Source organism: Leisingera aquaemixtae (assembly GCF_001458395.1).
GTDB lineage: Bacteria > Pseudomonadota > Alphaproteobacteria > Rhodobacterales > Rhodobacteraceae > Leisingera > Leisingera aquaemixtae.
The window spans coordinates 17797-42825 of the sequence record NZ_CYSR01000036.1 but is presented as its reverse complement, the minus strand read 5'-3'; the positions used below and the strand labels follow the sequence as shown (position 1 = coordinate 42825).

Below are 25029 nucleotides of genomic sequence, written 5' to 3'. Positions count from 1 at the left end.
TTGCGAAGTTGCGCGAAAACCGGCTCAGGAGCGCCTAAACGCCAAGCCGGTCGCGCAGGGCAAACCAGGTCATCGCCAGCACCAGGAGCGGCGAGCGCATCCGCGGCCCGCCGGGAAAGCGTGGGGCAGGAACGCGGGCCAGGGTGTCAAACCCCTCTGCCTGGCCCTGGATCGCCTGCGCCATCAGCTTGCCCGCATGGGTGGCAGTGCCGACACCGTGGCCGGAATAGCCCGAGGCGGTCAGCACGTTGGGCGCCAGCCGCGCCAGATAGGGCATCCGCTTCATGGTGATACCCAGGGTGCCGCCCCAGGCGTAATCGATCTTCACGTCCTTCAGGTGCGGGAAGATCTCCGTCATTGGCTTGCGCACGGTGGCCTGGATATCGGAGGGGAAGCGGTAGCCATAGCTTTCGCCGCCGCCGAACAGCAGCCGTTTGTCGTGGCTGAGCCGGAAGTAGTTGACCACGAATTTGGTATCCGCCACCGCCACGTCGCGGGCCAGCACCCGGGCGGCGTCCTCGCCCAGCGGCTCCGTCGCCACCACGAAGTTGTTGATCGGCATGACCCGCGCGGCCACCTGGCCATTCAGGCCGCCAAGATAGCCGTTGCAGGCCAGGACCAGGTGATCGGCGGTGACGCTGCCGCCCGCGGTGCGGATCCGCAGCTTGGCGCCTTCCTCGATCTCCAGAACCTCGCTGCCCTCGTGGATGACGGCCCCGGCAGCCGCAGCCGCACGGGCCAGGCTGAAGGCATAGTTCAACGGATGCAGATGCCCCGCACCATGATCCAGAATGCCGCCCTTATAGGCGGGCGAGGGGCACATGGCCCAGCAGGCGTCCTGGCCGAGCAGCTCAATGCTGCCGTAGCCGTAGCGGTCCTGCAGGTGGCGGCCATAGTCATGCAGCTCTGCCGCCTCCTTTTCGGAAAAGGCGGTCCAGGCGACGCCTGGTTTCAAGTGGCAGTCCTGGCCGTGGCGGGCGATCAGCGATTTCACCAGATCCTTGGCATCCTCGCCCAGCTGCCAGAGCTTCTGCGCCTCCGGCCCGCCCATCAGCGCCTCCAGACCCTCCTGGTCCATGCGCTGGCCGCTGCCGAGCTGGCCGCCGTTGCGCCCGGAGGCGCCAAAACCCACCCGCTGCGCGTCCAGCAGCACCACGGACATTCCCGCTTCGGCCAGATGCAGCGCTGCCGACAGGCCGGTATAGCCGCCGCCCACAACGCAGACGTCCGCGGCCACCGCGCCGTCAAGGGCTGCAAAGTGCTCCATCGGAATGGCCGTCGCCGCATACCAGCTGTCCGGGTACTCGCCCTTGCGGTCATTGGAATAGAGCAGGTTCATCCCCATCACGCACCTCATCAGGAGCAGGCCCGCCAGCGCGTCGCCTGCTCTTCATCTTTCTGTAAATACTCAATTGCACGGGCGCTGCACCGGGGCGCAGCGCCTGAGGTTTCAGACGTTCATCAGCAGGTGCTCGCGCTCCCAGGGCGAGATCACCTGCAGGAACTCCTCGTACTCCGCACGTTTCACGATGGAGTAGACACGGGCGAAATCCGGGCCCAGCACCTCATGCAGGGCGGTGGCCTCCTCGAACATGTCGAGCGCCTCGCCCATCACCTGCGGAATGTCTCCATCCCCGTCATAGGCATTGCCCTTGAACTGCTTGCGCGGACGCTGCTCCTCGATCAGGCCGAGATAGCCGCAGGCCAGTGACAGGGCGATGCCCAGATAGGGGTTGCAGTCCATGCCTGCGATGCGGTTTTCCACCCGCCGCGCTTCAGGACCGGACAGCGGGATTCGAATGCCGGTGGTGCGGTTGTCGCGCGCCCATTCCAGATTGATCGGCGCGGCGTGGTCCTTCACGTAGCGGCGGTAGGAGTTCACATAGGGCGCCATGACCGCAAGACCCGCGGGCAGGTGGTTCTGCAGCCCGGCGATGAAGTGGAAGAATGCATCGGTCTCGCCGCCCTGCGGGCCTGAGAAGATGTTCTCTCCGGTCTCCATGTCGATCACCGAATGGTGGATGTGCATCGCGGAACCGGGCTCATCCTCGATCGGCTTGGCCATAAAGGTGGCAAAGCAGTCGTGGCGCAGCGCGGCCTCGCGGATCAGCCGCTTGAAGTAGAACACCTCATCCGCCAGCTTGACCGGGTTGCCGTGGCGCAGGTTGATTTCCAGCTGGCCGGCGCCGCCTTCCTGGGTGATGCCGTCGATCTCGAACCCCTGCGCCTCGGCAAAGTCGTAGATGTCGTCGATCACGGGGCCGAATTCGTCCACCGCGGTCATCGAATAGGCCTGCCGCGCAGCCGCCGGGCGGCCGGAGCGGCCCATCATCGGCTTGATTTCATGCGCCGGGTCCAGGTTGCGCGACACCAGGAAGAATTCCATTTCCGGCGCCACAATCGGCTTCCAGCCTTTGTCGTGATAAAGCTGCACCACCCGCTTCAGCACGTTGCGCGGGCTGTAGGGGATCGGATCGCCGTCCCGGTCATAGGCATCATGGATCACCTGCAGCGTCCAGTCCGCGGTCCAGGGCGCGGCCGTGGCCGTGGACATGTCCGGCTTCAGGGTCATGTCCTTTTCGATCCAGCCGTCGTCATCCGCAGCATCGGCCCAGTCGCCGGTGATGGTCTGGTAAAAGATGCTGTCTGGCAGATGGAAAAAATCGGTCTTTGCAAATTTCGATGCCGGTACCGCCTTGCCACGGGCGATACCGGGAAGGTCCGAGATAACGCATTCAACTTCGTCGAGACGACGGCCCTCCAGATAGGATTTTGCTGCATCGGGAAGGGCGTCGAGCCAGGCTGACATTAGGTCCTCTCTTTCCTGTAAAACTCTGCGAGGAAGGTTGCGATGTTTTGATTATCCACGGGGGCATCCAGACCGGCAGCAGCGCGGTCGAGCACCTCGTCGGGCACCACGCCGCGGCCGCGTTTTTCTATCAGGCCGCCGACAAAGGCGCTGGGAAACTCGGGGTGGGGCTGCCAGGAGATGATGTGGTCGCCATAAGCCAGGATGCCGTTGCGGCAGAAATCATTCCCGCCCAGCACCCGCGCGCCCTCGGGCAACTCCACCACCTGGTCCTGGTGCCAGGCGTTCAGGGTCAGCGGGCCGTCCTGCGTCTGGTAGGTGACGCGGCCCACAGCCCAGCCGCCTTCGAACTTGGCGACCTTGCCGCCAAGCGCCTGGGCGATGATCTGATGGCCAAAGCAGATGCCGGCCAGCGGCTGTTTGCTGGCGTGGATGGCGCGGATCAGGTCCTCCAGCGGCGGGATCCAGGCGTGATCCTCATAGGCGCCATGCCTGGAGCCGGTGATCAGCCAGCCGTCGGCGTCCTGCGGCCCATCCGGGAAGATGCCGTCCACCACGGCCCAGGTCTGAAACTCGAACCCCTTGCCATCCAGCATGCCGCGGAACATGCCGTCGTAATCGCCGAACGGTTCATACAGGTCTTCGGGGGAGTGGCCGGTTTGCAGGATGCCGATTTTCATAAGTCACCAGTCAGAAGAAGTTCGCTGCACGGGACGGTAGCCCGCCGCCAGGACGGCGGGCAAGCCACCGTTAGGTCAGACCGTATCCAGGTAGATCTCCACCCGCTCTTCCGGGGTGAGTTCTTCCATGTAATGCAGCTCCTGGCGCTTGGTCAGCACCATGTTGCGGATCATCTCGGCGGAGAAGAACTGCGGGATGATGTCCGAGTTCTCGAACGCGTCGATGGCGCTTTGCCAGGTGTTGGGCACCTGCGGCAGGTCCAGCGCATAGGCGTTGCCGGTGATCGGCTCCGAGGGTTCGATCTTGTTCTCGATCCCATAAAGCGCGGCGCCGAGAATGGCGGTCAGCATCAGGTAGGGGTTCACGTCGCCGCCGGCAAAGCGGTGCTCAATCCGGCGCGCCTTGGGGCTGCCGGAGGGCACGCGGATCGCGGCGGTGCGGTTCTCGTAGGCCCAGCAGATGCCGGTGGGGGCGTGGGCGCCCGGCACCATCCGGTCATAGCTGTTGCCGTGCGGCGCAAACACCAGGGTGGAATCGCCCATTGCCTTCAGGCAGCCGCCGACGGCGTGGCGCATGGCATCGGTGCCCTTGGGGCCGCCGTCGTCAAAGATGTTGTTGCCGTCCTGATCCAGCACCGAGAAATGGGTGTGCAACCCGTTGCCGGCGTAGTCCTCATAGGGTTTGGCCATGAAGCTGGCGGCAAAACCGTGGCGGCGGGCGAGGCCCTTGACCAGCATCTTGAACAGCCAGGCGTCATCGGCGGCGCGCAGCGCGTCGGGGCCGTGCATCAGGTTGATTTCGAACTGACCCAGGCCCGCCTCGGAAATCGCGGTGTCGGCGGGGATGTCCATGTCCTCGCAGGCGTCGTAGAGATCGGTGAAGAAGGTGTCGAACTGGTCCAGCGCCCGGATCGACATGGTTTCCGCCGCCTTGCGGCGCTTGCCGGACCGCGGCGACGTCGGCACCTGCAGGTTCTTGCCGCTGTCGTCGATCAGGAAGAATTCCAGCTCCACCGCGACCACCGGGGTCAGCCCCAGCGCCTTGTAGCGGTCGACCACGGCGCGCAGCGCGTGGCGCGGGTCACCTTCGTAGGCGCGCCCGTCTTCACGGTACATCCAGATCGGCAGCAGCGCCGAAGGCGCGTCCAGCCAGGGCATCGGCACAAAGCCGCGCTCAGTCGGCTTCAGCACCCCATCGGCATCGCCGCTCTCAAACACCAGCGGGCTGTCGTCGATATCCTCGCCCCAGATGTCCAGGTTCAGAACCGACAGCGGAAAGCGGGTGCCTTCCTCGACCGCCTTGTCGGCAAAGCGGGCAGGGACGCGCTTGCCCCGGGCCTGACCGTTGATGTCCGCCGCCGCAACGCGGATGGTGCGCACATGCGGGTTTTTCCTGAGCCAGTTCTTCATCCAATCACCTGACGGTTTCGGGGGCACCGCCGGCCGCCAGCGCCCCCGGACGGGGCGCAGCAGGGCCGGGGCAGCTTATCACCCCTGGTCCAATTTTTGATCATAATCCAGCGCGGCCTAGGGTTTGCCCATGAACTCGCAGGATTCTGTGGCCGGACACCTGGGCTCTGAATTTGATCAAATAATGGATACTACCGGATCAGATTAGGACGCAAGCGAAATTTTCTCCGCCGTTCCTGGGGCAGGTGCTTGTTCAGGTGTTTGTTCACCGCGCCGAAGATGGCGATGATCACCAGCGTCAGCAGGATGAAGTAGAACGCCAGGATCGGGTAGGGGACAAACGGGTTGAAGGTCTTGTCCGCGAAGTAGCTGGCGTAATACAGCGCATCACCCTGCTGCCGCCAGGCCGGGAAGCCGGAGAAGAACACCAGCGTGGTGGCGTGGAACAGGAAAATCGCCTCGTTGGTGTAGGCGGGCCAGGCCAGCCGCAGCATGGTCGGGAAGGTGATGCGGCGGAACCGGGTCCAGCCGGACATGCCATAGGCGTCCGCGGCCTCGATATCGCCCTTGGGGATCGACAGCAGCGCGCCATAGAAGATCTCCCCCGAATAGGCGGCGGTGTTGAAGAACAGCACGACCAGGGCGCCCAGCCAGGCCGAGGTGAACGGGTCAAAGAAGCTGGAGACGCTTTTCAGGCTGAGGAAGCAGGCATAGGCAAAGAAGAACTGGATGAACAGCGGGCTGCCGCGGAACAAGAAGATGAACCACTCCGCCGGTTTGCGCCACAGCGGGTTGGGGCTGGACTTGCCCACCGCCAGCGCCACCGCCAGGAAAAAGCCGGTCGTCAGCGCCAGCGCGCCGAAGTAGACATTCCAGATCAGGCCGGAGCCGATCAGGGTGAAATGCTCGCACAGGGTATATTCGCCGCGCGGCAGCAGCCGTTCGCCAATCCCCAGGGAGCGGAAGGCATAGGCCTGGATGGTTTCAACGCAACTCATGCCGCTGCCTTTCTTTGTGCTTCGCCGCCCGCTGTGGCCTGGCCTTTGGTCAGGCGCTTCATGATCCGGGCCAGAACCACTTCGGACACCTTGGTGAAGCAGAGGTAGAACACCAAGAGCGCCGCAAAATACCAGACATGCCAGTTCGGATGCGGGTATTCCGTGAAACGCTCAGTCTTGGTGCCGCCCAGCTCCCGCGCCCAGTAAACGATGTCCTCGACCCCCAGCAGGAACAAAAGCGGCGTCGCCTTGATCAGCACCATCCACAGGTTCGACAGGCCCGGCAGCGCATAGACCCACATCTGCGGCACCAGAATGCGCCAGAACGCCTGGCGTGTGGTCATGCCATAGGCCTCGGCGGTTTCGATCTGGGCGCGCGGAACGGCCCGCATGGCGCCGTACAGAACGTTGGCGGCAAAGGCCCCGAAGACAATCGAGAAGGTCAGAACCGCCAGGAAAAAGCCGTAGGTTTCATGCACCCACTGCGGCGATGCGGACAGCGGCAGCTTGGCTGCGTCGCAGACCACAAAGTCGATGCCCTGCCGGATCGGCTGATCCCAGTCCGGGCACTTCACCTTGTGGCGCATCCATTCGAACGCCTGGTCCAGCGCGATGACGAAAAACAGGAAGAACGCGATGTCCGGCACGCCCCGCACGATGCTGGTATAACCCTTTCCGAACCAGCGCAGCGGCAGGAACTTGGAGCGGGCGGCGCTGGCGGCGCCGAAGCCGAACAGCAGCGCAACCGGGGCGGTGATGGCCAGCAGGACCAGAACCACGACGACCGAGATGTAAAGGTTCAAGTGCTTGCCCGTGGTCAGGTAGCAGCTGAGCCAGCTCAGCCCCTCAAGCGTGGACGGGTCCGTGCAATAGGAAAACATGTTAGTGCCTGTCTTTCTCCGGCCGTGCCCGGCAGCATGGCCGCCGGAAGAGAATGAATCAGGCCCGCGCGCCGCGGCGGCGGGCCTGCAGATCCTGGAACAGGATCAGATTACCACTGGGAGGACACTTCCCACTTGGCGATCAGTTCGTTCAGCGAGCCGTCATCTTTCATCGACTGGATCGCCGCATCGAACTTGCCGCGCAGCTCAGCGTCCGACTCGCGGAAGCCCATGCCGACGCCGCCGCCCAGAGCTTCGGTCTTTTCGAGCATCACCAGATCGTCACCAACCACGGTGTCGAGGAAGCTCTTGTCGGCCAGAACCGCGTCAGCTTCGCCGTTGCGCACGGCGGCGACGGTTTCTTCCGGGGTGGCAAACTCAACCAGGGTCCAGCCCTGCTCGGCCACAAAGGCGGCCTGGATGGTGGTGGCCTGGGCGGCAATCACGCCGGATTCCAGGTCGATGTCTGCCGACTGGGCAACATAGGCGGACGGATCCGGCGGCGTGTAGGGCTGGGTGAAGTCAATCACCTCGTCACGCTCGTCGGTGATCGACATGCCGGCGATGATGGTGTCGTAGTTGCCGGATACCAGGTTCGGAATGATCGAATCCCAGTCGTTCTTGACCCACTCGCAGGTCAGCTCGGCACGCTTGCACAGCTCGTCGCCCAGCTCGCGCTCGAAACCGTCGATTTCGCCCGCGTCGTTGACGAAGTTCCACGGCGCATAGGCGCCTTCGGTGCCCAGGCGCACCGTCTCTGCCAGGCCCATGCCCGCGGACAGCGCCAGGGCGGCGGTGCCAAGGATCAGTGATTTCATGAGTATACTCCCGTTTTTGGTTGGTTGTTGGACTTGTTTGTTATTGCTCAATGCGCGTGGCGCGTCGAGGAAAGGAAGGCGCGCAGCCGCTCGGAGCGGGTGCCGCCAAAGACTTCGTCGGGGGTGCCTTCTTCTTCGATCAGGCCCTGGTGCAGAAAGACGACGTGGCTGGAGACGTCGGCAGCCATTTTCATGTCATGGGTCACGATCATCATGGTGCGGCCTTCGGCAGCCAGGTCCTTGATCACCCTGATCACTTCCTGTTCCAGCTCCGGATCAAGAGCGGAGGTGGGCTCGTCAAACAGCAGCGCCTCGGGCTCCATGCACAGCGCGCGGGCAATCGCGGCGCGCTGCTGCTGGCCGCCCGACAGCTGGGCGGGGTAGACATCGCATTTGTCGCCGATCCCGACCTTGGTCAGGTAATAGCGGGCTTTCTCCTCCACCTCAGACTTGTCGCGCCCCAGCACGGTGACCGGCGCTTCCATCACGTTCTGCAGGATGGTCATATGGGCCCACAGGTTGAACTGCTGGAATACCATGCTGAGATTGGTGCGGATGCGCAGGATCTGCTTGGCGTCGGAGGGGCGGCGGTTCAGCCCCTGGCCGGTCCAGGTGACGGGTTCGCCCTTGAACAGGATCTCGCCTTCCTGGCTGTCTTCCAGCAGGTTGCAGCAGCGCAGAAGGGTGGACTTGCCCGACCCCGAAGACCCGATCAGCGAAACCACATCCCCCTTGTGGGCGGTGATATCCACGCCTTTGATCACTTCCAGCTCACCATAGGATTTGTGCAGGCCGCGGATTTGCAGAACGGGCGTTGTATCGGTCAAGGTGTCGTTGTCCCTATGAGTGGAAATTCGTTCTTATTGGACCGAAAAAAAGACCGAATGCAACGTTCAAACCGCACAAGCTGGCACCGCAAGCCGCAAAACGGGGGAGTGTGCCGCCGTTTTGGAAGGGGGCGCTACGTCAGCTCTGCAGTGCGGATGCGCTGACTGGTCAGCACCGGGCCAGGCGGCGTCGGCACCGCCAGGTAGCCGCTGGGAGCGATCTGAACGAGGCCGTTGAGGTGCAGCAGGCGGCGGGTCTCCGGGTCCAGCCCGCGGATGGCGGATTCGATTGCGGAAAACAGCGCCTTGGTGTCGCCGCCCAAAGCGGTGATGTAGGGCAGCCCAGGCGTGGGCTCGGTGCGCTCGATCTCTGTCAGCCCGGCGGCGAAACCATCGAATTCACGGACCATTTCCCAGGTCAGCGCGTCCAGCGCGGCAAAGTCGGCGCGGCCCTCGGCCACGGCTTCGGCAGACAGCCGGTGGCCGCCGGTGTCCACCAGCGCGCCGGGCAGGATGCTGCGGTCATGCAGATGCACCATCGGCGCCGCCCAGCCGGATTGCGACAGCGCTTCGTTGTAGGCAAAGCGGCGTCCGGCAAAGCTGCCAAGGGGCTGGCCTGCGTCCTCTTTGCGGGCAACAAAGACGCTGTTGTAATGGCCGGGCGGGCAGCCGGGCAGGCCGTAGTCGGGGGTGCCGACAAGCTCTACCTCGCCATAAAGCCGGGTGCGGTAAGGGCAGCCGCAAGTCTGCGACAGCAGCAGATCGGGGGATTTCCAGACCTCCCAGAAATCGGCGCCGCGGGTCAGCTGCCCGGGGCCGCCGCCAAGGTGATCGCGGATCGAGGCCCAGAACCGGTCGTTTGCCGCCGCGGTTTCCGGGCGGTCGTACATTTCAAGATGAGCAATCATAAAGCAGCCTCTGCCCGTTGGCGCGCCTTGGCGCTGTCCACGTCCGATACCCCCAGCAGGCTGGCTGACAGCCGCAAGAGCGCGTCTTCGTTCGCATCGCGGCGGCCGTCGGCCAGGGCCACCTGCCACAGCGCCTCGAGCACGCCGGTGCGGTCCTCATAGGCCACGGCATCCTTGATCGCGCGGGTAAAGCGGACGGTGTCGGGGGCCTCGGCCTCCATCGCCTCCGCCTGTTCGCGCAGGATCAGCGCGCCGCCGGTGTCCAGCCCGTAGCGGGCCGCCAGAATGCGGTCGATGCGGTCCTTTTCAACTTCGGAATAATTGTGGTCGGAGCGGGCAATCCGCACCAGCAGCGCGGTCAGCGCCAGCCGCGCGCCTTCGTCATCCAGCGTGGCAGGCGCGGGCTCCAGCAGGCGGTGCAGAAGCTCCCGGAACATCAATGCTCTCCAGCGGTGCTGCCGAGTTTCTCCTCGGCGCGCTCCCGGGCCTTCTGGCTGTCGGTATAGGACAGGCCCATCGCCTTGCGGGCCTCCTCGACGATGGTGACTTCGCCCTCGTGGGCGCTGCCGTCGGCCAGCACCACTTCCCACAGCGCGTCCAGCGCGGCGAGGCGCTCCTCCAGGCCGGTGGTTTCGCGGATCAGCCGCCCGAAGGTGTCGGTTTCCGGCGCCGCGGCGTGCAGCTTCTCGCAGGTGGCGCGCACCTTGGCGGCCTCGATCGCGTTGTGCTGGTAAAGCCGGGCCAGGATCCGGTCGATCAGGCTGATCTCCTCCAGCTGGTAGTCGCGGTCGGATTGCGCCACCCGCACCAAGAGCGCCCCCAGCGCCAGTTCGGCATCCGGGTCAGGCAGGGCCGGCGGTTCGGACGGGCGGAAAGCTTGGAAGAATTTCTTAAGCAGGGGCATTCGATGACCTCAGTCAGCTGCGCGGCGGGGCGCGGGATTATTCGCCGTAGCCTTCGATGATTTCCATATCACCGGCAGACACCGGATCGCGCAAGGCCTTGGCGTCCTGGTAGGCCACTGAATCATAGCAGGCTTTTGCGGTTGCGAAATCCTTGAATTCAATCACTACCGTGCGCGCCTTCATCTGCCCTTCGCGCACTTCCTTCGGGCCGCCGCGGATCAGGAACCTGGCGCCGTATTCCGCAAACACGGGCCCGTTGGCGCTGATGTAATCCTTGTAACGCTCCGCGTCATTCACATCCACGTGGGCCACCCAGTATCCTTTGGGCATGGGGTGCAGCCTCCCTTCTTTTTATGGTTGAGTTCAGGCTGATACAAATCCGTGCCGAACACAATGGGGCGGTTATTAAGAATTTGCCGTTCTGGCGGAATTTGCGGTTGGTTCAGTATGTTGCGCCGGAAAGGAAAACGCCCGCCAGACACGGCGGGCGTTTCAACCATGATTAACGGCAGGGCCGTGTCAGCCGATTTCAGCCAGGCGTGCCAGCGCTTCCTTGACTTTGGCTTCCTCTTCTTCGCGTGCGGCGAGGTTTTCGCGCGCCTCTGCCACAACCTCTTCCGGGGCGGAGGCCGCGAATTTCGGGTTGTTCAGCCGCCCGCGCAGGCCGCCCAGCTCCTTGGCCAGCTTGCCCAGGGTCTTTTCCAGGCGCGCCTTTTCGGCGTCCACGTCGATCACATCCGCCAGCGGCAGCCCGAAGGAGGCGCCAGGAGCAGCGACCGAGGCGCAGCCTTTGGGGAAGCTCTCCACCTGTTCCAGCGAGGTGATGCGGGCCAGTTTCTGGATCATCGCCTCGTTCTTCTCCCAGGCCGCGCGGGCCTGATCGGAGAATTCGGTCACCACCATCGGGATCTTGGCCCCGGCCGGCACATGCATCTGCGCGCGGGTGGAGCGGATGTTCTCGATTGCGGTGATCACCCAGTTCATCTCGGCGTCCGCTTGCGGGTTGACCAGCTCGGTGCCGTAGGCCGGCCAGTCTTCATGCACCAGCATGTTCGAACGCTTGGCGGTGTTGCCCCACAGCTCCTCGGTGATGAAGGGCATGATCGGGTGCAGGAGGATCATGCACTGATCCAGCACCCAGCCCAGCGTCTGGCGGGTCTCGGTAATCACCGCCTCATCGTCGGAGCCGAACAGCGGCTTTGACAGCTCGATGTACCAGTCGCAGACCTTGCCCCAGACAAAGGCATAGAGCGCGTTGGCCGCATCGTTGAAGCGGAACGCCTCTAGGGCGGCGTCCACTTCAACCCGCACCTTGGCGGTCTCGCCAATGATCCACTGGTTCACGGCTGCCTTGGCATCCGGGCAGGCGTAGGCGGGGACGTTCGGGTCATAGACGTTGTTGAAATGGGCAAAGTTCACCGCATTCCACAGCTTGGTGCCAAAGTTCCGGTAGCCCTTGAGCCGCTCCATATCCAGCTTCAGCACGCCGCCAAGCGCCGCCATCGCGGCGGAGGAGAAGCGCAGCGCGTCGGCGCCGAACTCGTCGATGATCTCCAGCGGGTCGACCACGTTGCCGGTGGATTTCGACATCTTCTTGCCCTTGGCGTCGCGCACGAGGCCATGCAGGTAGACGGTGTCGAAGGGGATGCGCTTCTTGACCGGCAGGTTCTCGTCCAGCACCGCCAGCTGCATCATCATCATCCGGGCAACCCAGAAGAACAGGATGTCCTGCCCGGTGACCAGGGTCGAGGTCGGGAAGTACTTCTCCATTTCCGGAGTGGTGTCCGGCCAGCCCAGCGTGCCGATCGGCCAGAGGCCGGAGGAGAACCAGGTGTCCAGCACATCCGGGTCGCGGAACATCGGCACCTGCATCGGCCCGTCAAAGCTGCGGATCGCGCCTTCGTCCTGCACATCCATCAGCTTGACCTGTTCGGCCAGAACCCGCGCCGCTTCGTGCTGATCGGCGACAATGCGGAATTCGGTGCCTTCAGCGGACTGAAGACGCGCCTTTTCCAGCGCCTCTTCCTCAGTCGCGGCGCAGATCGGGTACCAGTCCTCCTCGCCGGGGACATACCAAACCGGGATCTGATGGCCCCACCACAGCTGGCGCGAGATGCACCAGGGCTCGATGTTTTCCAGCCAATGGTAATAGGTCTTCTCGCCGCTCTCCGGCAGGATCTTCACATCGCCATTGCGCACGGCGTCCAGCGCCGGGCCGACAACCTTTTCCGCGTCCACGAACCACTGGTCGGTCAGCATCGGCTCGATCACAACCTTGGAGCGGTCGCCGAAGGGCTGCATGATCGGTTTGTTCTCGACGTAAGGCACCTGCACCTGAACGTCCTCGCCGCTCTCAGGGTCGGTCTTAGTGACGGTCTGCATCACCGCCAGGCCTTCGCGGGTGATCTGCTCCACCACCAGATTGCGTGCCTCGAACCGGTCCAGACCGCGCAGGTCGTCCGGCACCAGATTGATGGCGTCGGCTTCATTCTCTGACAGGGTCTGCTCGCCCTTGGCCACTGCCATGGCAATGCCGGCGGCTTCCGCGTAGGGGGCGCCGTCGTCGCGCATCTGGCCCTTGGTGTCCATCAGGCGGTACATCGGGATGCCGCCGCGCTTGGCAACCTGGTAGTCGTTGAAGTCATGCGCGCCGGTGATCTTCACCGCACCCGAGCCGAAGTCCTTATCCGGGTATTCGTCCGTGATGATCGGGATCAGGCGGCGGTGTTCCTTGGGGCCGACCGGGATTTCGCACAGCTTGCCGACGATGGGCGCATACCGCTCATCGCTGGGATGCACCGCAACCGCGCCGTCGCCCAGCATGGTCTCGGGCCGGGTGGTCGCGATGGAGATATAGTCGCGCTCTTCCTCCAGCGTGACGTTGCCGTCGGCGTCCTTCTCCACATAGGTGTAGGTGGCGCCATTCGCGAGCGGGTACTTGAAGTGCCACATGTGGCCCGCAACCTCGATGTTCTCGACTTCAAGGTCAGAGATCGCGGTCTCGAAATGCGGGTCCCAGTTGACCAGCCGCTTGCCGCGGTAGATCAGGCCCTTGTTGTACATCTCCACAAACACCTTGATCACGGCGTCATGGAAGTTGGGGGAGTTCTCGTGGCCCACGCGGGTGTCGCCATGGGCGCCCGCCATGGTGAAGGCGGTGCGGGAGAAATCGCAGGACGCGCCGAGGCGTTTCAGCTGCTCAACAATGGTGCCGCCGGATTTTTCCTTCCACTCCCAGACCTTCTCCAGGAATTGCTCGCGGCCCAGCTCGCGGCGCGACGGCTGCTGGGTCTTGGCCAGCTCACGCTCGACAACCATCTGGGTCGCGATCCCCGCGTGGTCGGTGCCCGGCTGCCACAGGGTGTCGTACCCCTGCATCCGCTTCCAGCGGATCAGGATGTCCTGCAGCGTGTTGTTGAAGGCATGGCCCATGTGCAGCACACCAGTGACGTTCGGCGGCGGGATCATGATGCAATAGGTGGAGGCTTCCGGCTTGGCATTTGCGCCTGCCTTGAAACAGCCGGCCTCTTCCCAGGCCTTGTAAAGGCGGCTCTCGGCTTCGGCCGCGTTGAATGTCTTTTCCATCGCCATGCGCTAGGTCCTGCGTGCGTGTAAATTTGGGGTCGCGCTATCCCTTACCGAAAGGGGCGGCAAAGGGAAAGTCCCAGCGGCACCGGGGCAGTGCGGCGGCCTGCCGGGCGTGGCATCGGTCAACTTTTATGGAACCAGCGGCGGGCGGGCGCGTTTTCCGTTAACCAAGCGCCGCGCGGAACAGCGGTGGCGCACCGGTCTTTCAAGCGCCCCGCAGCGGCGCCGAAATCAAAGACGCCCGGCCCCTGCTGACGCGCATTCCGCGGTACGGGCCGGGCGCACGATTTTCCGGAGGGCGCGACACCTTAGGCCCGGCGGCCGTAATCTCCGCCGCAGGCATCTGGATCGCGCGCGGACCGTCTGCCCCTTATTGCCCGGTCCGGTCCAGCTTGGTCGCCAGGTGGATCAGGCTTTCCGACGAGCGCACCCCGCGGGCTTCTGCGATCTTGTCGATGGTTTCGTCCAGTTCCGCAGTGCTTTGCGCCACCACCTGCGCCAGCAGATCGAACCGGCCGGAGGTGGTGTGAACGACCTCAACCCCCGGCAGTTTGCGCAGCCGCGCCAGCACCTCCGGCCCGCTGCGCGGCTCGATCGACATCAGCACCGTGGCCTGCAGCGGCGGGCGGGCGGCGGCGCAGGATTTGAGCGTGTAGCCGGTGATCACCCCAGTGGCCTCCAGCCGCTCGATCCGGGCCTGCACTGTGGTGCGGGCAAGGCCAAGATGGCGCGCCAGCTCGGCCACCGGGCGGCGGGCATTCTCCCGCAGCAGTGTGACAAGGCGCTGATCGGTGTCGTCGGTTTGCATGTTCTGCCTGCGATCTGACGGAAGTTTTCGTCACTATAGGCAAAGTGACGAGCGGAATCGACGGAAAACTCACGGAAAATATGTAAAACGAATGAGGGTTACAGATGCAGCAGATTCCCCCGCTTTGGCTTTCGCCTGAGTCCCACTTGGCCCGCAGCGCGCCGGATCATCCGATCCTGTATTTCTCGCCGCGGGTCCTGCACGAGGTGGCGCGGCGGTTCAGCCAGGGGTTTCCGGGGCTGGTGACCTATGCGGTCAAGGCCAACCCGCACCCGGCGGTTCTTTCCAACCTTGTGGCGGCGGGGATCACCGCCTTTGATGTGGCCTCGCCCGCAGAGATGGAGGCGGTGCGCGCCGCCAGCCCCGATGCGGTGATGCATTACAACAACCCGATGCGGTCCGAGGCGGAGATCGCCGCCGGGATCGAACACGGCGTCGCCAGCTGGTCGGTGGATGAGCTGAGCGAACTGGAGAAGCTGGACGCTGTGCCGCGCGCCTGCGAGATCGCCGTGCGCTTTGCGCTGCCGGTGGCGGGCGCGGCCTATGATTTCGGCAGCAAGTTCGGCGCCGCGCCGGAGGAGGCGGTGGAACTGCTGAAGCAGGTGGCGGCCAAGGGCTGGACGCCTGCCTTGTGTTTCCACCCGGGCACTCAGTGCGAAGATGAGACGGCCTGGGTCGAATATGTCCATGCCGCAAAGCGGATCGTCGATGCGGCGGGAGTGCGGATTGCGCGCCTGAATGTGGGCGGCGGCTTTGCCGCCAACCGCGATGGCGTGGCGCCGGATCTGGAAAAGGTCTTTGCCGCGATTGCCACCGCAGCGGATCAGGCGTTCGGCGCTCAGAAGCCCACGCTGATCTGCGAGCCGGGCCGGGCGATGGTCTCCGAAAGCTTCACCTTGGCCGCCCGCATCAAGGGGATGCGCAAGGACGGCGCGGTGGTGTTCCTGAACGACGGGATCTATGGCGGCCTGGTCGATATCCGCGACATGGGGCTGCCGGGGCGGGTTGAGGTTGTGGCCTCCGACGGCACCCACCGCAGCGGTGTGCGCAAGCCGCGGGTGGTGTTCGGGCCGACCTGCGACAGTCTTGACCGGCTGCCGGACGGGCTGCCGCTGCCTTGCGATTGCGTCGCGGGGGACTATGTGCTGTTTCCGGGGCTGGGCGCCTATTCCTCGGCCATGAGCACGCAATTCAACGGCTATGGCCTGTCTGACGTGGCGACGGTGATTGAGCTGGCTGGACAAGCGGCCCGCTGACAGTAGTCTCGCCCCCGCAACAGCAGCCAGCGCGGACAGGGGGCGAGCATGGAAAAATTCGGGAAAAGCCAGCCGGTAAAGCGGGTCGAGGACCTCAGGTTCCTGACCGGCCAGGGGCGGTACATCGAGGATGCTGCCCCGGCGGACGCCTTGCGCGTATGGGTGCTGCGCAGCCCGGTGGCGCATGGGGAAATCTCAGCGCTGGACGTCGAGGATGCGCGCGCGGCGGAGGGCGTCCATGCGGTGATCACCCTGGCCGATCTGGAAGCTGCGGGCATCGACACCTCCATGGACGGCTCGCTGGTGACGAACCGCGACGGCACCAAAGGCGCGGCGCCCGAGCGCCCGATGCTGGCGCGCGGCCGGGTGCGCTATGTCGGGGAGCCGGTGGCGGTGGTCATAGCGGAGACACTGGATCAGGCCCGCGATGCCGGGGAGCTGATCGAACTGGACATCGACGATCTGCCGGTGAAGCTGGACGTGCTGCCGGGCGGTGAGCCGCTGCATGCGGGGGTGCCGGACAACAAGGCGTTTGACTGGGGCATGGGCGATGAGGCGGCCACCGCGGCGGCGTTCCAAAGCGCGGCCCATACTGTTGCGCTGCAGGTCGAGGACAACCGGATCATCGTCAATTCGATGGAGCCGCGCGGCTGTTTTGCCGAGTGGTCCGAAGAACGGCTGCATTTCTGCTACGGCGGGCAGGGGGTCTGGGCGATGAAGTCCCAGCTTGCCGCCAAACTGGGGCTGGACGAGGCCGCTGTGAAAGTCACCACGCCCGATGTGGGCGGCGGCTTTGGCATGAAGGCGATGCCTTATCCGGAGTATTTCGCGGTCGCCCATGCCGCCCGGACCCTGGGCCGGCCGGTGTTCTGGATGTCGGACCGCTCTGAGGCGATGCTCAGCGACAATGGCGGCCGCGACCTCACCTCGCTGGCGGAACTGGCCTTTGACGAAACCCTCAAGATCACCGCCTACCGGGTCACCACCCGCTGCAACCTTGGCGCGTATAATTCTCATTTCGGCCAGCCGATTCAGACCCAGCTGTTCAGCCGCGTGCTGGCAGGCGTCTACGACATTCAGACCGCCTGGCTGCAGGTGGAGGGGATCTATACCAACACCACCCAGGTCGACGCCTACCGCGGCGCCGGACGGCCGGAGGCGATCTATGTGCTGGAGCGGGCAATGGACCGGGCCGCCCGCGAGCTGGGGGTGGATCCTTGGGAGCTGCGGCGGCGGAACTTCATTCCGGCTGACGCGTTTCCCTACAACACCGTCACCGGAGAGACCTATGATGTAGGCGATTTTAGCAAAGTCCTGAGCCGCGCCGCGCAAGAGGCTGATATCGCGGGATTCGCGGCCCGCCGCGCCGAAGATGGTAAACGCGGCAAGTTACGGGGCGCCGGGCTTTGTTACTATATCGAAAGCATTTTGGGCGATCCTTCGGAAAGCGCGGAAGTGGAGTTTCTGGAGGACGGGCGGGTGCATATCTATGTCGGCACGCAAAGCAACGGACAGGGGCATGAAACCGTCTATGCCCAGTTTCTGGCCGACCAGAGCGGTATCCCGGCAGACAAGATCCAGGTCATCCAGGGCGACAGCGACCGCATCGCCACGGGCGGCGGTACCGGCGGCTCGCGGTCGGTGACGACGCAGGCCAATGCGCCGCTGGCGGCGGTGGATGCGATGATCGCCGCCTTCATCCCCTTCCTGGCGGAGGAGATGGGGGTGGAGGAAGAGGCTGTCGGGTTTGACGGCGAAACCTTCCGCGCACCGGGCTCCAACCTGACCCCCACCATGCTAGAAGCGGCAGAGATGGCCCGCGCGCACGGGCGGCTTGATCTGCAGCGTCACGCGGCGCGGGCCCGGCTGCCGGGGCGCTCGTTTCCGAACGGTGCCCATGTTGCCGAGGTCGTGATCGATCCGGAGACTGGGAATTCCGCTGTGGAGCGCTACACTGTAGTCGACGATTTCGGTAATCTGATCAACCCGGTGCTGGCCGAAGGCCAAGTGCACGGCGGGGTGGCGCAGGGGCTGGGACAGGCCATGCTGGAGCGTGTTGTCTATGACGAGGACGGACAACTGCTCACGGCTTCGTTCATGGACTATGCCTTGCCGCGGGCCAGCGGCGTTCCCATGATTGGATTCACCTCCGAGCCGGTGCCTTCGACACAGAACCCGATGGGGATGAAGGGCTGCGGCGAGGCGGGCACCGTCGGCGCGCTGGCAGCGGTGGCAAACGCGGTGCAGGACGCGGTCTGGGACCGCGGCGTGCGGCAGGTGGACATGCCGTTCACCCCGCTGAGGATTTGGGAAGTGCTTAGGGATGTTTCTGAAGCAGCTGAGTAAAAGGGTTCTAGGGTGGCTGGGACGGCCGCTGCGCTCGGAGCACTCCGGCGAAACCAAGCTGCGCGGGCCGCAGGCGCATGTGATCATCCTGGACGGCACCATGTCGACGCTGGAGGCGGGGCATGAAACCCACGCCGGCCAGCTGTACCGGCTGTGCAGCCAGACCAGCGGCCAGGTCTCGGTCTTTTACGAATCCGGCGTCCAGTGGAAGGGCTGGGGCAGCGCGCCGGACGTGATGATGGGCCGCGGCATCAACCGCCAGATCCGCCGCGCCTATGGCTATCTCGCCTCGCGCTACCGGCCGGGCGACCGGATCTATCTGTTCGGCTACTCCCGCGGGGCCTATGCGGTGCGCTCGCTGGCCGGTGTGATCGACCGGATCGGCCTGCTGAAGCCGGAGCACGCCACCGTGCGCAACATCCGCCCCGCCTACCGCCATTACCGGCTGAACGGGCGCTCCAAGACCGGCACCGCCTTCACTAAGGCGTATTGCCACGGCGAGGTTGAGATCGAGATGGTCGGCGTTTGGGACACCGTCAAGGCGCTGGGCCTGCGGCTGCCGCTGCTGTGGCGCTGGGCGGAAAAGCAGCACAATTTCCACAACCATACATTGGGTCCCCATATCAAAAGCGGCTATCACGCGCTGGCACTGGATGAGACGCGCGACGTGTTCAAGCCGGTGCTGTGGGACTGCCCCAAGGGCTGGAACGGCCACGTCGAGCAGGTCTGGTTCCGCGGCGCCCATGGCGATGTGGGCGGCCAGCTGGGCGGCTTCGAGGAAGCGCGGCCGCTGGCCAATGTCTCGCTGATCTGGATGCTGGAAAAAGCGGAGGAACGCGGCCTGCCGCTGCCCAGCGACTGGCGGATGCGCTTTCCGGTCGACCCCAAGGCGCCCTCGGTCGGCACATGGCAGGGCTGGGCCAAAATCTTCCTGCTGCGCAGCCGCCGCCGGGTCGGGCTGGACTCCAGCGAACGGCTGCACAGCAGTGTCGATGCGGGAAGACAGAACGCCGCATCGTCCGGCGGCTGGCTGGCGATGTTCTCCAAGACCTGAAGGGGGAGGGCTGGCCCGGCTGGTTTCCTGGTTTCAAGGAAACCGTCAGTCCCGCTTGCAGGCAAGATGCAGCGGGAGGGCTGTCGGATCAGACGGCGGCGCGGCGCTGCTCGAGCGCCTGCTTCAGGCGCTTCAGGGACAGGGCGACAATCAGCTTGTGGGCGGGCCGGACCGGGATCATGTAGGCGCGGCCAAACCGGTTCCGCGTCTTGACCGAGGAGGTCACGGACAGGACGCCGGCGCTGCTGGTTAAACAGGTCATCACGTCCAGGTGCCTGTCCCGCACGGTCAGGGTCAGGACCGTATCCGACACGGCTTCCACCAGAAAGAAATCCAGCTTGTCACCGGGCTGCACGCCCGTGTGCGGCTTGCTGGTGATGCCGCCGATGCGTTTGACGCCAAAACAGGCCGATATCGCGTCCCGCAGCCAGAACGCCAGCTTCAGGCCCGGCAGCGGCCGCGCGTGCATCAGGGTCCAGGCCTCTAGCGGGGTGACCGGAACTGGCAGAACAATGGACTGCGTGTCCAGGAAATCCAGCTCTGCGGCGGGGGCCAGGATTTGAATGCGGGCGGTGGCGGCCCGCGCGAAGGTATTTGGCGGCATGGCCGGCCCTTCCGCTGCGTGTCAGGTTACGGGATTGAAGATAATTGCAAAAATGCGGCCGACAAGGCCCGCGGCAAAAAACCGGCGGCCGGGGCTAGGCGGCTTTCATCACGATGCAGGTGGTGGATCCGGTCGCGTAAAGCCGCCCGTCCTCAACCCCGCGAAGCTCGCCATGCGCCACCCCGGTCGAGCGGCCGGCATGGTCGACGGTGCCGGTGCAGCCGATCAGGGTGCCCAGAGGGATCGGCCGCAGGATGTTGATCTTGAATTCCAGCGTTGTGTAGACCGAGCCCGGCGGCACCCTGGTCATCACCGCGCAGGCCATGGCGCTGTCCAAGAGCGTGCCGTACCAGCCGCCATGCACGGTGCCCATCGGATTGGTGACGTGGAATTCGGGCGTGCCGCGGAACTCAACCCGGCCTTCTTGAACGCTGTGCAGGTAATAACCCAGCGTCTCGGCAATCGGCGGGCCGGGCAGGCGGCCCTCCAGAATGCCTTGCATGAACTCAAGCCCGGAGATCCGGGATATCTGCTCTATCGTCAGCAGGTCGGAAGGCTGTTTGGCATAAAACATGGCGCGCGGGTCCTTGGCGGGGGGGTGTCCCCCGCATTAGGAACCGCGCGCCGGGGCCTGCAAGGCTTACGCCACGTTCTCCAGTGCCACCTTGGGGGTGACGCCCAGGGCGAAGCAGACGTCGCGGGTCAGTTCCGGGCGGTTCAGGGTGTAGAAATGCAGCTTGTCCACGCCGCCTTCCAGAAGGTCCGAACACAGCTCGGTGCACAGTGCCGTGGCCAGCAGCTCCTCGCGGCCGTCGCGCAGCGCCTTGTCAAAGGCGTTTTCGACCCAATCCGGGATCACGGTGCCGCAGCGTTTGGCGAAATTCCGGGCGCCCTTCCAGTTCTCGATCGGCAGGATGCCGGGAGTCAGCCTGCTGCCGTCGATCCCCGCCTTTTCGCAGGCGTCGCGGAAGCGGAAGAAGGTTTCCGCCTCAAAGAAGAACTGGGTCAGAGCCTCATCAGCGCCGGCATCCAGCTTACGCTTCAGCCATTCCACGTTGGCGGCCTGGCTGGCGGCCTCCGGGTGGCAGTCCGGGTAGGCGCCGACGCGGATGGTGAAGCCGCCGCGCGCCGCCAGACCCTTGATCAGTTCCACCGAGTCGGCAAAGCCTTCGGGATGCGGAGTGAACTTGCCTTCGCCCTTGGGCGGGTCGCCGCGCAGGGCGACGATCTCGGTCACGCCGGCCTCGGCAAACTGGTCGGCGATCTCCAGCGTTTCCGCCTTGGAAGCATTCACGCAGGTCAGATGCGCGGCCACATTAAGGCCGGAGGAATTGTGCAGGGTCGCAACCGCATCGCGGGTCAGCGTGCGGGTGGTGCCGCCTGCGCCATAGGTCACCGATACAAAGCGCGGATCCATCGGAGCGAGGACCTGCACGGTGTCCCAAAGCCGGAAGGAGGCTTCGAGATTTTTCGGCGGGAAGAATTCGAAGGAAATCTTGGGCGTCGTCATCTCAGGTCTCTCGCTATGTGTCTGTTTGCACTTGTTGCACGCGCAGCATTGTGAGACAATTTCATAATACTCAAGATTAACATGAGCGATCTGATAGAATGCATATCGAATTCCGCCATCTCCGCACCATCAAGGCCATCCATGAGGCCGGCGGGCTGGCCCGGGCTGCGGAGCAGCTGAACATCACCCAAAGCGCACTGAGCCATCAGGTGAAGGGGCTGGAGGACCAGGCCGGGGTGGAACTGTTCATCCGCCGGTCCAAGCCGATGAAACTGTCCCCCGCGGGCCTGCGGCTGTTGCGGCTGGCAGAGCAGGTTTTGCCGCAAGTCGAAGCGGCGCAAGCGGAATTTTCCTCCTTGCGGGATGGCAATACTGGCCGGATGCATATCGCTATCGAATGCCACGCCTGTTTCGAATGGCTGTTCCCGGTGCTGGAGGGCTTCCGCAAGAACTGGGGCGACGTGGATGTGGATATCCGTCCGGGCCTGGCCTTTGACGCGCTGCCTGCGCTTCTGAAGGAGGAGGTGGATCTGGTGGTGTCCTCCGACCCGGAGGACATTGCCGGTGTCGAGTTTATCGAGCTGTTTGATTACAATCCTGTCTTTGTAGCTTCAGCGCAGCATCCGCTGGCGGAAAAGCCTTATATCGAGGCGGAGGATTTCATCGGCCAGAGCCTGATCACCTATCCGGTGGACAAGGTCCGGCTGGATGTGTTCAGCCAGCTGCTGATCCCGGCGGGGGTGGAGCCTGCCTCGATCCGGCAGGTGGAACTGACGGCGGTGATCCTGCTGCTGGTCGCCTCCAACCGCGGGGTGTCGGTGCTGCCGGACTGGGTGGTACGGGAGGTGAAGTACTCTTCGGATTATGTGACCCGGCCGCTGACCAAAACCGGCATCACCCGCAGCCTGTATGCCGCGATCCGGACGGAGGACCGCGAGAAGCCCTTCATGCAGGATCTGATCCGCCTGGCAAAGGTGGAGGCACGCAAGCTGCAGCATCAATAGATGCCGCCGCCAGGACGGGCGCGGAGCGGCCTGCGCCGGTCCGGCGCCTGTGCCCGCTCCGCGCGGTTGCGTGATCCGGCGGATGCCGGCGCGCGGCTCAGACCAGCTTGACGATCTGCTTGCCGGTATTGCCGCCCTGCATCATCGACAGGAAGGTCTGGGGGGCGTTCTCCAGCCCTTCCGCGATATCCTCCAGATACCTGATGTCGCCGCTGGCGATCCTGGGGGCCACTTCGCCCAGGAAATCGCCATAGCGGTCGTAGTGGTTGAAGATGATGAAGCCATTGACCGACAGGAACTTGGTCAGCACCGTGCGCCAGATGGCCGGCGCGGTCAGATCCGTCTCGGCGCTGTTGTACCAGGCGATCATGCCGCAGACCGGGATGCGGCCGAAGGTGTTCATCAGGGGCAGCACCGCTTCCAGCACTTTGCCGCCGACGTTTTCGTAATAGATGTCGATGCCGTCCGGGCATTCTGCCGCCAGGGCCTCGCTCAGGCTTTCGGCACTGGCATAGGCGCGGTGGTCGAGGCAGGCGTCAAAGCCGAAGGTCTCGACCGCCAGCTTGCACTTGTCGGCACCGCCGGCAATGCCGACCACCCGCAGGCCTTTCTGTTTCGCGAGCTGTCCCACCATGGAGCCGACCGGGCCGGTGGCGGCGGCAACCACCAGGGTTTCGCCTGCCTGCGGGCGGCCATAGGCGTCCAAGCCATGCCAGGCGGTAAACCCCGGCATGCCGAGAGCGCCAAGTGCGGTGGTGAGCGGTGCCATATCCGGGTCCAGCTTGCGGATATCGCTGGCCAGCGCACAAGCGTGGCTGGCCCAGCCGAACGCACCGAGGGCAAAGTCGCCCGGCTGGAAATCAGGGCTGTTGGAGGCAATCACCTCACCGACGCCGCCCGCGGTCATGGTTTCCCCGATCTCCACCGGCGGCGCATAGGATTTGCCTGCGTTCATGCGCCCGCGCATGTAAGGATCCAGCGACATATAGTGAATTTTGACAAGCACTTCGCCGTCGCCGGGCTGGGGCATGTCCACGCTTTCCAGGCGGAAGTTCTCTTCGCTGGCCTGGCCTTCGGGGCGGCTGGCCAGCACGATACGCTGCATCTGGTCGGGCATGGGAGTCCTCCTTGTAATGATTGCAGCAGAGACTGGGCCTCGCGGGGGCGGAATTCAACCGCCTGCCGGGCTGTAACCGGGCGTCAGGGCTGTTGCATCCTTGCCGGCAAAGCCCCTTGGCATTCGGGGGCAGGGGGCGTATAGGCACGGTTTGACCCGGCATCTCCCCGACGTGACAGGATTCTGCAGACATGATTGGCAGCGCAAACCTCAATGTGATGATCAAAGCCGCCCGCAAGGCTGGCCGTTCCCTGGTGAAAGACTTTCGCGAGGTGGAAAACCTGCAGGTGTCGATGAAGGGCGCGGGCGACTTCGTCTCCAAGGCCGACATCGCCGCCGAGAAGATCATCAAGGATGAGCTGCGCAACGCCCGCCCGACCTATGGCTGGATCGCGGAAGAGGGCGGCGAGATCGAGGGCGAAGACCCCACCCGCCGCTGGATCGTCGACCCGCTGGACGGCACCACCAACTTCCTGCACGGGCTGCCGCACTGGGCGATCTCCATCGCGCTGGAGCACAAGGGCAAGATCGTGGCAGGCGTGGTCTATGACGCTGCCAAGGATGAGATGTTCTTTGCCGAGAAGGGCGCAGGCGCCTGGATGAACGACACCCGTATCCGCGTGTCGGGCCGCCACCGGATGATCGAGTCGATCTTTGCCACCGGCGTGCCGTTCGGCGGCCGCGCCGACCTGCCGCTGACGCTGCAGGATCTGGCCCGCCTGATGCCCGCCTGCGCCGGCGTGCGCCGTTGGGGCTCGGCTGCGCTGGACATGGCCTATGTGGCCGCAGGCCGTTACGAGGGCTTCTGGGAGCGCCGCCTGAACGCTTGGGATCTGGCTGCCGGCATCATCATCGTGAAAGAGGCCGGCGGTCTGGCCGAGGCGATCGACCCGGACGCGGGCATCATCGACAGCGGGTCTGTCGTTTGCTCGAACGAGCCGATTTTCGAGAACTTCGCCAAGGTGATCCGGGGCTGAGTTAGTCCGGACATTTAGGGATAGAAGACGCGGCTGAAGGGCCGCGTTTTTTTGTTCCGAATAGGTCTGCTTTCCCACCAACAGGGCGGTGCCCGCCCATGGGGCCGGACGGGCGCTGCCCGGCCTGTCGGCCAGGCGAAAGAGTTATTGATCCGAGGGATGGTTCACCCCGTCGTTCCAGGGAATCTCGCCATAGGTCCCGGCGTGCGTCCGCGGATTGGCGCCCTCGATGCAGCCCAGGTTGACGCCGCATTCTTTCGGATCTGAGCGGCGCTGGTGGTGGGTGTAGATGCCGCAAGTCTTGCAGAAATAATGCTTCGCCGTATGGCTGCCCCAGGTGTAGAGGGTAAGGTTTTCGGCCCCCTTCAGCACCTTCAGGCTGGCGGTCAGGGCGGTGACGGCAGCCGCCCCGCGGCGGCGGCAGAAGGAACAGTCGCAGCGCGCGGCAGAGGCGAGGCCCTGGGGGAACTCCGCCTCGATCTCAACGGCGCCGCAGTGGCAGGTGGCTTTCAGGTGGGGCATTCGATGG

General features: G+C 64.5%; 24 protein-coding genes. 5 read left to right on the top strand and 19 right to left on the bottom strand.

Translation table 11 applies throughout. From position 1 onward, the window contains the following. Nucleotides 1-34: 34 nt before the first annotated feature. The 14 genes from PHA8399_RS19785 to PHA8399_RS19720 form a co-directional block, all read right to left on the bottom strand. Nucleotides 35-1345: an NAD(P)/FAD-dependent oxidoreductase gene (locus tag PHA8399_RS19785; protein ID WP_208856352.1), complete on the bottom strand. Its 1311-nt coding sequence runs from the start codon at nt 1343-1345 to the stop codon at nt 35-37. 105 nt (nt 1346-1450) lie between these two features. Then, on the bottom strand, nt 1451-2809 hold the full coding sequence (locus PHA8399_RS19780; RefSeq protein WP_058287823.1) for a glutamine synthetase family protein: 1359 nt from the start codon (nt 2807-2809) through the stop codon (nt 1451-1453). After that, the gene (locus PHA8399_RS19775; RefSeq protein WP_058287822.1) at nt 2809-3489 is read right to left on the bottom strand and encodes a type 1 glutamine amidotransferase; all 681 of its coding nucleotides are present in this window, start codon (nt 3487-3489) and stop codon (nt 2809-2811) included. Before PHA8399_RS19775 ends, PHA8399_RS19780 begins: the two co-directional genes overlap by 1 nt. Nucleotides 3490-3564: 75 nt before the next feature. Then, a complete protein-coding gene (locus PHA8399_RS19770; RefSeq protein WP_058287821.1) occupies nt 3565-4899 on the bottom strand; it encodes a glutamine synthetase family protein in 1335 nt (444 codons plus the stop codon). Between the two features lie 191 nt (nt 4900-5090). Further along, entirely contained in the window at nt 5091-5897 is an 807-nt protein-coding gene (locus PHA8399_RS19765; protein ID WP_058287820.1) for an ABC transporter permease, read from the bottom strand. Continuing rightward, on the bottom strand, nt 5894-6778 hold the full coding sequence (locus PHA8399_RS19760) for an ABC transporter permease (RefSeq protein ID WP_058287819.1): 885 nt from the start codon (nt 6776-6778) through the stop codon (nt 5894-5896). Before PHA8399_RS19760 ends, PHA8399_RS19765 begins: the two co-directional genes overlap by 4 nt. A gap of 110 nt (nt 6779-6888) precedes the next feature. Next, on the bottom strand, nt 6889-7596 hold the full coding sequence (locus tag PHA8399_RS19755) for a transporter substrate-binding domain-containing protein (RefSeq protein WP_027238074.1): 708 nt from the start codon (nt 7594-7596) through the stop codon (nt 6889-6891). Between the two features lie 47 nt (nt 7597-7643). Next, a complete protein-coding gene (locus PHA8399_RS19750) occupies nt 7644-8423 on the bottom strand; it encodes an ABC transporter ATP-binding protein (protein WP_027238073.1) in 780 nt (259 codons plus the stop codon). A 134-nt stretch (nt 8424-8557) separates the two neighbouring features. Continuing rightward, a complete protein-coding gene (locus tag PHA8399_RS19745) occupies nt 8558-9331 on the bottom strand; it encodes a phosphate/phosphite/phosphonate ABC transporter substrate-binding protein (protein ID WP_058287818.1) in 774 nt (257 codons plus the stop codon). Next, nucleotides 9328-9768, bottom strand: a complete 441-nt coding sequence (locus PHA8399_RS19740) for a tellurite resistance TerB family protein (RefSeq protein WP_058287817.1) — start codon at nt 9766-9768, stop codon at nt 9328-9330. Before PHA8399_RS19740 ends, PHA8399_RS19745 begins: the two co-directional genes overlap by 4 nt. After that, a complete protein-coding gene (locus PHA8399_RS19735; RefSeq protein WP_058287849.1) occupies nt 9768-10229 on the bottom strand; it encodes a tellurite resistance TerB family protein in 462 nt (153 codons plus the stop codon). Before PHA8399_RS19735 ends, PHA8399_RS19740 begins: the two co-directional genes overlap by 1 nt. Nucleotides 10230-10272: 43 nt before the next feature. Next, on the bottom strand, nt 10273-10566 hold the full coding sequence (locus PHA8399_RS19730; RefSeq protein ID WP_058287816.1) for a DUF1330 domain-containing protein: 294 nt from the start codon (nt 10564-10566) through the stop codon (nt 10273-10275). A 189-nt stretch (nt 10567-10755) separates the two neighbouring features. Then, complete coding sequence (locus PHA8399_RS19725) at nt 10756-13827, bottom strand: valine--tRNA ligase (RefSeq protein WP_058287815.1); 3072 nt, start codon at nt 13825-13827, stop codon at nt 10756-10758. Between the two features lie 367 nt (nt 13828-14194). After that, nucleotides 14195-14632, bottom strand: coding sequence for an Lrp/AsnC family transcriptional regulator (locus tag PHA8399_RS19720; protein ID WP_058287814.1), 438 nt, complete (start codon nt 14630-14632; stop codon nt 14195-14197). A 104-nt stretch (nt 14633-14736) separates the two neighbouring features. Here PHA8399_RS19720 and PHA8399_RS19715 point away from each other — a divergent pair, with 104 nt between their 5' ends. Genes PHA8399_RS19715 through PHA8399_RS19705 form a run of 3 tightly spaced genes read left to right on the top strand, consistent with a single transcriptional unit; the run spans nt 14737 to nt 19288 of the window. Beyond that, nucleotides 14737-15888: a type III PLP-dependent enzyme gene (locus PHA8399_RS19715; RefSeq protein WP_058287813.1), complete on the top strand. Its 1152-nt coding sequence runs from the start codon at nt 14737-14739 to the stop codon at nt 15886-15888. Nucleotides 15889-15936: 48 nt separating this feature from the next. Continuing rightward, nucleotides 15937-18234, top strand: a complete 2298-nt coding sequence (locus tag PHA8399_RS19710; protein ID WP_058287812.1) for a xanthine dehydrogenase family protein molybdopterin-binding subunit — start codon at nt 15937-15939, stop codon at nt 18232-18234. Further along, on the top strand, nt 18212-19288 hold the full coding sequence (locus PHA8399_RS19705; protein WP_058287811.1) for a T6SS phospholipase effector Tle1-like catalytic domain-containing protein: 1077 nt from the start codon (nt 18212-18214) through the stop codon (nt 19286-19288). Before PHA8399_RS19710 ends, PHA8399_RS19705 begins: the two co-directional genes overlap by 23 nt. Nucleotides 19289-19376: 88 nt before the next feature. Here the strand turns inward: PHA8399_RS19705 and PHA8399_RS19700 are convergent, their stop codons facing one another. The 3 genes from PHA8399_RS19700 to PHA8399_RS19690 form a co-directional block, all read right to left on the bottom strand. Further along, on the bottom strand, nt 19377-19892 hold the full coding sequence (locus tag PHA8399_RS19700; protein ID WP_058287810.1) for a DUF2867 domain-containing protein: 516 nt from the start codon (nt 19890-19892) through the stop codon (nt 19377-19379). A gap of 94 nt (nt 19893-19986) precedes the next feature. Then, complete coding sequence (locus tag PHA8399_RS19695) at nt 19987-20466, bottom strand: PaaI family thioesterase (protein WP_058287809.1); 480 nt, start codon at nt 20464-20466, stop codon at nt 19987-19989. Nucleotides 20467-20532: 66 nt separating this feature from the next. Then, nucleotides 20533-21402: a methylenetetrahydrofolate reductase gene (locus PHA8399_RS19690; RefSeq protein WP_058287808.1), complete on the bottom strand. Its 870-nt coding sequence runs from the start codon at nt 21400-21402 to the stop codon at nt 20533-20535. Between the two features lie 98 nt (nt 21403-21500). Here PHA8399_RS19690 and PHA8399_RS19685 point away from each other — a divergent pair, with 98 nt between their 5' ends. Beyond that, on the top strand, nt 21501-22406 hold the full coding sequence (locus tag PHA8399_RS19685; protein ID WP_058287807.1) for a LysR family transcriptional regulator: 906 nt from the start codon (nt 21501-21503) through the stop codon (nt 22404-22406). A gap of 97 nt (nt 22407-22503) precedes the next feature. On the opposite strand, the gene curA is transcribed toward PHA8399_RS19685, so the two are convergent. Continuing rightward, nucleotides 22504-23523: an NADPH-dependent curcumin/dihydrocurcumin reductase gene (gene curA, locus PHA8399_RS19680; protein ID WP_058287806.1), complete on the bottom strand. Its 1020-nt coding sequence runs from the start codon at nt 23521-23523 to the stop codon at nt 22504-22506. 191 nt (nt 23524-23714) lie between these two features. On the opposite strand from curA, the gene PHA8399_RS19675 reads away from it, so the two are divergent. After that, entirely contained in the window at nt 23715-24500 is a 786-nt protein-coding gene (locus PHA8399_RS19675; protein WP_058287805.1) for an inositol monophosphatase family protein, read from the top strand. A 144-nt stretch (nt 24501-24644) separates the two neighbouring features. On the opposite strand, the gene PHA8399_RS19670 is transcribed toward PHA8399_RS19675, so the two are convergent. Next, complete coding sequence (locus PHA8399_RS19670) at nt 24645-25022, bottom strand: GFA family protein (RefSeq protein ID WP_058287804.1); 378 nt, start codon at nt 25020-25022, stop codon at nt 24645-24647. Between the last annotated feature and the right edge of the window lie 7 nt (nt 25023-25029).

Coding starts and splice junctions, on each gene's coding strand:
- PHA8399_RS19785 (WP_208856352.1), bottom strand. CDS start 1,345: ATGGGGATGAACCTGCTCTATTCCAATGACCGCAAGGGCGAGTACCCG.
- PHA8399_RS19780 (WP_058287823.1), bottom strand. CDS start 2,809: ATGTCAGCCTGGCTCGACGCCCTTCCCGATGCAGCAAAATCCTATCTG.
- PHA8399_RS19775 (WP_058287822.1), bottom strand. CDS start 3,489: ATGAAAATCGGCATCCTGCAAACCGGCCACTCCCCCGAAGACCTGTAT.
- PHA8399_RS19770 (WP_058287821.1), bottom strand. CDS start 4,899: ATGAAGAACTGGCTCAGGAAAAACCCGCATGTGCGCACCATCCGCGTT.
- PHA8399_RS19765 (WP_058287820.1), bottom strand. CDS start 5,897: ATGAGTTGCGTTGAAACCATCCAGGCCTATGCCTTCCGCTCCCTGGGG.
- PHA8399_RS19760 (WP_058287819.1), bottom strand. CDS start 6,778: ATGTTTTCCTATTGCACGGACCCGTCCACGCTTGAGGGGCTGAGCTGG.
- PHA8399_RS19755 (WP_027238074.1), bottom strand. CDS start 7,596: ATGAAATCACTGATCCTTGGCACCGCCGCCCTGGCGCTGTCCGCGGGC.
- PHA8399_RS19745 (WP_058287818.1), bottom strand. CDS start 9,331: ATGATTGCTCATCTTGAAATGTACGACCGCCCGGAAACCGCGGCGGCA.
- PHA8399_RS19740 (WP_058287817.1), bottom strand. CDS start 9,768: ATGTTCCGGGAGCTTCTGCACCGCCTGCTGGAGCCCGCGCCTGCCACG.
- PHA8399_RS19730 (WP_058287816.1), bottom strand. CDS start 10,566: ATGCCCAAAGGATACTGGGTGGCCCACGTGGATGTGAATGACGCGGAG.
- PHA8399_RS19725 (WP_058287815.1), bottom strand. CDS start 13,827: ATGGCGATGGAAAAGACATTCAACGCGGCCGAAGCCGAGAGCCGCCTT.
- PHA8399_RS19720 (WP_058287814.1), bottom strand. CDS start 14,632: ATGCAAACCGACGACACCGATCAGCGCCTTGTCACACTGCTGCGGGAG.
- PHA8399_RS19715 (WP_058287813.1), top strand. CDS start 14,737: ATGCAGCAGATTCCCCCGCTTTGGCTTTCGCCTGAGTCCCACTTGGCC.
- PHA8399_RS19710 (WP_058287812.1), top strand. CDS start 15,937: ATGGAAAAATTCGGGAAAAGCCAGCCGGTAAAGCGGGTCGAGGACCTC.
- PHA8399_RS19705 (WP_058287811.1), top strand. CDS start 18,212: ATGTTTCTGAAGCAGCTGAGTAAAAGGGTTCTAGGGTGGCTGGGACGG.
- PHA8399_RS19700 (WP_058287810.1), bottom strand. CDS start 19,892: ATGCCGCCAAATACCTTCGCGCGGGCCGCCACCGCCCGCATTCAAATC.
- PHA8399_RS19695 (WP_058287809.1), bottom strand. CDS start 20,466: ATGTTTTATGCCAAACAGCCTTCCGACCTGCTGACGATAGAGCAGATA.
- PHA8399_RS19690 (WP_058287808.1), bottom strand. CDS start 21,402: ATGACGACGCCCAAGATTTCCTTCGAATTCTTCCCGCCGAAAAATCTC.
- PHA8399_RS19685 (WP_058287807.1), top strand. CDS start 21,501: ATGCATATCGAATTCCGCCATCTCCGCACCATCAAGGCCATCCATGAG.
- curA (WP_058287806.1), bottom strand. CDS start 23,523: ATGCCCGACCAGATGCAGCGTATCGTGCTGGCCAGCCGCCCCGAAGGC.
- PHA8399_RS19675 (WP_058287805.1), top strand. CDS start 23,715: ATGATTGGCAGCGCAAACCTCAATGTGATGATCAAAGCCGCCCGCAAG.
- PHA8399_RS19670 (WP_058287804.1), bottom strand. CDS start 25,022: ATGCCCCACCTGAAAGCCACCTGCCACTGCGGCGCCGTTGAGATCGAG.